General features: G+C 46.9%; 5 protein-coding genes and 1 tRNA gene. 3 read left to right on the top strand and 3 right to left on the bottom strand.

Going from position 1 to position 5,867, the window contains the following annotated elements; genetic code table 11:
* Positions 1-735: 735 nt before the first annotated feature.
* Positions 736-812: transfer RNA gene (locus KIO97_RS23465), tRNA-Pro, on the bottom strand.
* Between the two features lie 260 nt (positions 813-1,072).
* On the opposite strand from KIO97_RS23465, the gene KIO97_RS23460 reads away from it, so the two are divergent.
* The 3 genes from KIO97_RS23460 (at position 1,073) to rluF (ending at position 3,186) form a co-directional block, all read left to right on the top strand.
* Positions 1,073-1,213 carry a DUF3149 domain-containing protein gene (locus tag KIO97_RS23460; RefSeq protein ID WP_010650907.1) on the top strand — a complete coding sequence of 47 codons (141 nt, stop codon included), beginning with the start codon at positions 1,073-1,075 and terminating at the stop codon, positions 1,211-1,213.
* A gap of 133 nt (positions 1,214-1,346) precedes the next feature.
* Positions 1,347-1,928, top strand: a complete 582-nt coding sequence (smrA, locus tag KIO97_RS23455) for a DNA endonuclease SmrA (protein WP_038891618.1) — start codon at positions 1,347-1,349, stop codon at positions 1,926-1,928.
* A gap of 103 nt (positions 1,929-2,031) precedes the next feature.
* Positions 2,032-3,186 carry a 23S rRNA pseudouridine(2604) synthase RluF gene (gene rluF / locus KIO97_RS23450; protein ID WP_285384072.1) on the top strand — a complete coding sequence of 385 codons (1,155 nt, stop codon included), beginning with the start codon at positions 2,032-2,034 and terminating at the stop codon, positions 3,184-3,186.
* Between the two features lie 64 nt (positions 3,187-3,250).
* Here the strand turns inward: rluF and ybaK are convergent, their stop codons facing one another.
* Positions 3,251-3,724 carry a Cys-tRNA(Pro) deacylase gene (gene ybaK / locus KIO97_RS23445; RefSeq protein ID WP_005535727.1) on the bottom strand — a complete coding sequence of 158 codons (474 nt, stop codon included), beginning with the start codon at positions 3,722-3,724 and terminating at the stop codon, positions 3,251-3,253.
* Positions 3,725-3,815: 91 nt separating this feature from the next.
* Positions 3,816-5,477: a bifunctional UDP-sugar hydrolase/5'-nucleotidase UshA gene (ushA, locus tag KIO97_RS23440; protein WP_038891615.1), complete on the bottom strand. Its 1,662-nt coding sequence runs from the start codon at positions 5,475-5,477 to the stop codon at positions 3,816-3,818.
* Positions 5,478-5,867 lie beyond the last annotated feature (390 nt).

Here is a 5,867-nt window from a genome sequence, read left to right as displayed (position 1 = left end):
ATTCGGGATTCGGGATTCGGGATTCGGGATTCGGGATTCGGGATTCGGGATTCGGGATTCGGGATTCGGGATTCGGGATTCGGGATTCGGGATTCGGGATTCGACTTTATTTTGCTTTTCTAGGAACAAGTTCCGTCAACACCTTCTTATCTCTATACTCTCAACGAGTACCTCTCGATTCCTAAAGCGAAGCGCTCTGACTCTCGGAGCGTAGCGTTTCTAACTGAGAGGTACCCGACTGCGCTCCTTCGTCGCTTTCGGGAATGGCGCCTTTGAATTCAGTGCTTTTTATTCGTCATCCTCAAGAGCGAGGGACGAGCGAGTTGGGGATCTCTTCCGTTTTCATTTACAAATGGACGAAAGCCGATTTGCTTCAAAGCGTTCCTCCTCTCGCATCTCGGAGGACGAAGTCCGTTCCCGAAGCGAAGCGTTCTCGAATCAGAAAAGCCGTAAAACGCAAAAAGCCGCAACATTTCTGTTGCGGCTTTTCTAAAAGTGCTCGGTGAAGAGGGATTCGACGCGGCTGGGCTTCCAGACCCCGACCCTCTGGTTCCAAATAAATATCACCAAATACGAAAAAGGCTCTACATTTCTGTAGAGCCTTTTTCTCAATATGTGTCGATGAAGAGCCATATTCTAACTTCAGGCGAACCCCATTTGGTTCGCTACTATCAAAGCCAAATTTTCGACCGCTGAAACGACGAAAGCCTGCTCATTGAGCAGGCTTTCTGAAAGTGGTCGGTGAAGAGGGATTCGAACCCCCGACCCTCTGGTCCCAAACCAGATGCGCTACCAAGCTGCGCTATTCACCGAGATGTCTAACTGAGGACTTCTCCCCGTCAACGGATGCGTATATTACGGATTCTTTAGAGAGACGCAAGCGCTTTTTACAAAAAAACGTAATGTCTTAATTCGTTTGATGATTTACTGAACACTAGCACGTGAAATGTGACTAAGAACCCACAATAAAATACAGATTATTAACCTCGGCAACATAATTGATCCAGATCAGTGTGCAAGAAAACGCCACCCATTAACGTTATCCATGTCGGAAATATCTTGGAGGAAATATATGGACTTTTGGCTTGATCTCCTATTTGGTAATGCGGTGGGACTATCGTCAATGATTGTAATCTTTGGGGCAATTGGTCTAATGCTGTTTTACGGCGGTTTCTTCGTGTACAAGGTTATGAACGACAAATCTCCTCACTAGATCTCGCTTAGCTCTAGAAACGCTTTGCACCGGAGTTGGTTACTTGCCCACTCCGGTTTTTTATTTGATCCCAATACACCACTCATTGATATAATCTTACTATTCCTACCCTGTTCTTTATGAGATTGCCGTTATGTCTCAAGACGACGATTTTGATCTGTTCCAACAGATGATGGGCGATGTAAAGCCTATCGACCAAGACACCGCTAACCATAAAAAAGTGCATCACGTGACAGATGCTCAATTGGCGAAGCGCGAAGCCGCGATTTGGCTCACTGAAGATGATCCTGAATACTTGTCGATTGACCATGCAGAAATGCTCAAACCCGATGACTTTATCGAGTTCAAACGCGATGGTGTACAAGATGGCGTATACAGAAAACTGCGCCTTGGTAAGTACCCCATCCAAGCTCGACTTGACCTGCACCGTAAAACGCTAAAAGAAGCGCGCGACGAAGTCGTTAAATTCCTCAAACAATGTATTGAGATGGATATCCGTACCGTGGTGATCGTACATGGTCGTGGCGAACGCTCGAATCCACCAGCATTAATGAAGAGTTTTGTCGCGAGTTGGTTGCAACAAATTCGTGAAGTGCAATGTGTTCACAGTGCACAACGATTCCACGGTGGCAGTGGTGCCGTGTACGTTCTATTAAGAAAGAGTGCTGAAAAGAAAATGGAGACGCGTGAACGTCATCAAAAACGTTTAGGCTAACCGGATTCTCGGTGCTAGAATGCCCGACCTTATCTCGCCTTGCTGCTTTAATTAGCAGCAGGCACTTCTATTAACCGCCGTTGTGAAACGTTAGGAGACTCACATGTCACAAGACAACGCAAAACGCTTAAACAAATACATCAGCGAAACGGGCTTTTGCTCGCGTCGTGAAGCAGACCGTCTTATCGAGCAAGGCCGTGTCACTATCAATGGTCAACAACCAGAGATGGGCACAAAAGTACTGCCAGGCGATGATGTGTGTGTGGATGGCAACCCTGTTGCAGCGAAAGAAAAACCAATTTACATCGCGTTGAACAAACCAACCGGTATCACTTGTACTACTGAGCGTGATATTCCGGGTAACATCGTTGATTTCATCGGCCACAAAAAGCGTATCTTCCCTATCGGTCGTCTGGATAAACCTTCCGATGGTTTGATCTTCCTAACCAACGATGGCGACATCGTAAACAAGATTCTGCGTGCGGGTAACAACCACGAGAAAGAATACGTAGTACGTGTTGATAAGCCAATCACAGGTGAATTCCTTAAGCAGATGTCGAGCGGCGTGAAGATCCTTGATACGGTTACTCTGCCTTGTAAAGTAGAGAAAGAAACCAAATTCTCTTTCCGTATCGTACTGACTCAAGGTTTGAACCGTCAGATCCGTCGTATGTGTGAAGCGCTAGGCTATGAAGTATTCAAACTGCGTCGCGTACGTATTATGAACATCTCACTTGATGGCATTCCTAACGGTAAATGGCGTTACCTGAGTGACGACGAAGTGGCAGAGATCCTAGCAATGTGTGAAGGCTCTGTGGGCACAGAGGAAGCATCAAAAACAGATTCTAGAGGCCGCAACATTCGTAAAGCGACCGACGCGAAGCTGTACGATAGCCGTGAAGAGAACCAAGGTTCAACGGCGCGCCGCAACCAAAAAACACGCACGTTCCGTGGTAACAACGCGGATGAATTCCGTCATGCCCCGAACTCGAAAAAAGGCCAACAGCGCCGTCAGCGTGATGATGAAGGTGGACGCCCAGCAAAAGAACATTACAAAGCGAAACCACAAGGTGAACGCAGCAGACCGCAAGGTGGGCATGGTAAATCGCAGCGTAAACCAGATGCATCAAGCAATACGCACTCAGCAAGCAAACCTCAATCACCGAGTAAGCCGAAGCAGCATTACATGAACCCAAATGCCGCGAAGCCAAGCAAACCAGCTAAACGCAATGGTGGTACATTGAGTCTGAAGAAGTAACGCTTCACTGACTGGATAAATCAAAAAAGGACGCTCATGGGCGTCCTTTTTATTTGTCATGTATTTAGAGACAAAGAGGGGCAAACTGACCGCGAGTTAAGCTTAGCAAATCTTTCGGAGCTAACTCGATTTCTAAACCACGTTTACCTGCACTCACACAGATGGTGTCTTGCTCTGTTGCGCTTTCGTGCAAAAAAGTCGGCAGCGCTTTCTTCTGTCCCAGTGGGCTAATCCCACCAACAACATACCCTGTGGTCTTTTGCGCGATTTCCGGATCGGCCATATCGGCCTTTTTGCCCTTCGCTGCTTTCGCCGCCAGTTTTAGGTTCAGCTTTTGATCAACAGGGATAATCGCAACCGCAAGGTTCTTTGGTTCGCCGTTCAAACAGAACAACAAGGTTTTGAATACTGTCTTTGGATCTTGTCCCAATACCTCAGCCGCTTCTAATCCATAGCTGTCTGCTCTTGGATCGTGCTCGTATTGGTGAATGGTGTGTGTAACTTTTTTCTTTTTCGCAAGATTAATGGCCGGAGTCATCAAGATTCTCCTTATAAAACAAAAAACGCTGCACCTAGTGAAGGGCAGCGCTTTAAGTTAATGGTATCAGCGACTTTGAGTCAATCGCTTTTTACTTGTAAACGATGTCACCAGAAGGCGCGTACTCATTTACATCAATTGGACTGTGTGACTCCAAGAACTCTTTCAGTACCTCTGCATCCGTAAATCCTGTATTTACGTAACCCGGATGAGTATTCACTTTCGGGTAACCATCACCACCTGACGCATTGTAACTTGGTACGGTAAAGCGGTATTGACCATCTAGGCGAAGCTGTTTATTACCAATAAAGACATTGGATACTTTGCCGTTTTCTACCGTCATTGAGATACCAGCAAACTGAGCGTAAGCACCTGAGTCAACTGGCTTTGTCGCCACCACGTTTAAGTAATCAAGAACTTCTTTACCCGACATATCGATGTAAGACACCATGTTGCCAAATGGCTGAACCGTCAGAACGTCCTTATAGGTGATGTCGCCGGCTTCAATCGAATCACGCACACCACCCGAGTTCATTACAGCGAAATCCGCTTTAGCGCGCTCCATGTGGGCAGTTGCAATCAAACGACCAAGATTGGTTTGTTGGAAACGAACAACGTTGCGGTCACCTTCCAGCTTGCCGTTAGATTCAGCAATTTTCACATTCAACTGGCCCTGACCTTTTTCTTGGTAAGGACGAAGGAAATCCAGCATTGCCGAGTCTTGTGCGATTTCATCTTGAACCAATACACGCTGAGATTCGCCATTCACTTTGATTTTCTTCTTCAAGTTAACCGGAATCAGATCGTAGCTCACCATCGACAATTCGCCGTTGCGGAACTCGTAATCAGCACGACCAACGTACTTACCCCACTCGTACGCTTGCACAATGTAAGTACCGTTTTGCTCATCTGGCTTACATTCGTCACCCGGCTTAAAGTTCTTCTTAATGACGTTAGGGCCTTCCATACATACAGGCTCTTGTGAGTGGCCACCCACAATCATGTCCAAGTCACCCTCGTTTAGGTAGCGAGCCAAGGCCACATCACCAGGCGCATTCACACCACGGTTGCCGTTTTCGTAGTGACCCATGTGTGTCACTGCAAAGATAAGGTCTGGCTTTTCAGTTTGCTTTAGTTCAGCAATCAGCTTTTTCGCTTCTTCTTTCGGGTCGCGGAAATCAACCTCGCCGATGTACTCTGGATTACCCAGTTTTGCCGTGTCTTCTGTCGTAAGGCCAATCACAGCAATCTTGATGCCCTGCTTGTTGAACATGGCATAAGGTTGGAACAGACGCTCGCCGGTTTCTTTGTCGTAAATGTTGGCAGACAGCATTGGGAAGTTTGCCCACTCTTGCTGTTTGAACAACACTTCCAGTGGGTTATCGAATTCATGGTTACCCAGTGCCATCGCGTCGTAACCAATCTTGCTCATGCCTTTAAAGTCAGGCTCAGCATCTTGCAGGTCAGACTCCGGCACACCTGTGTTGATATCACCACCTGATAGTAGAAGCACGCTACCGCCTTCGGCTTGAATCTCTGCACGCAGTTCATCAATCAGCGTCTTACGTGCCGCCATGCCGTACTCACCGTACTTGTTTTGCCAAAAACGACCATGGTGGTCGTTGGTGTGCAGTACGGTCAGTTTGTAAGTTGTGTCTTCATTCCATTCGTGTGCTGGTTGCGTTGCACATCCGGCAAGAGTTGCCAAGATAGCCGCGCTCAAAGCGGTCTTTACAATCAGGCGTTGCTTCATTGTTTTACCTTTTTATCGTCCGGGTTCCACTGCATTGCGCGCTCAGCAGCCAAGAAACAGTCCTATCCCTAGGCTAAAACGCGCAAACTTAGCACTAGTGTAAAACACTAAAATATTGATTTCATGTTTCTGCGACGCAGTTTGCTGCTGACAAGTTAGATAGCCTTAAATCTAAGCAAATTATAGACATAATCAAGGTGGTGTAAGGAAGCGAGAAGCGAGAAGCGAGAAGCGAGAAGCGAGAAGCGAGAAGCGAGAAGCGAGAAGCGAGAAGCGAGAAAAGGATAGTGAAGCAGAATGAATATGTCGATACAAAAATGGCCAGCACATAGGTTGACCATTTCATTCAGACATTCACAGCAACCGATTATTTGATATCGATGTCTGCAA

The sequence above is a fragment of the Vibrio sp. B181a genome (genome assembly GCF_030248375.1).
GTDB lineage: Bacteria > Pseudomonadota > Gammaproteobacteria > Enterobacterales > Vibrionaceae > Vibrio > Vibrio campbellii.
This window is presented reverse-complemented; position numbering and strand designations above follow the sequence as displayed.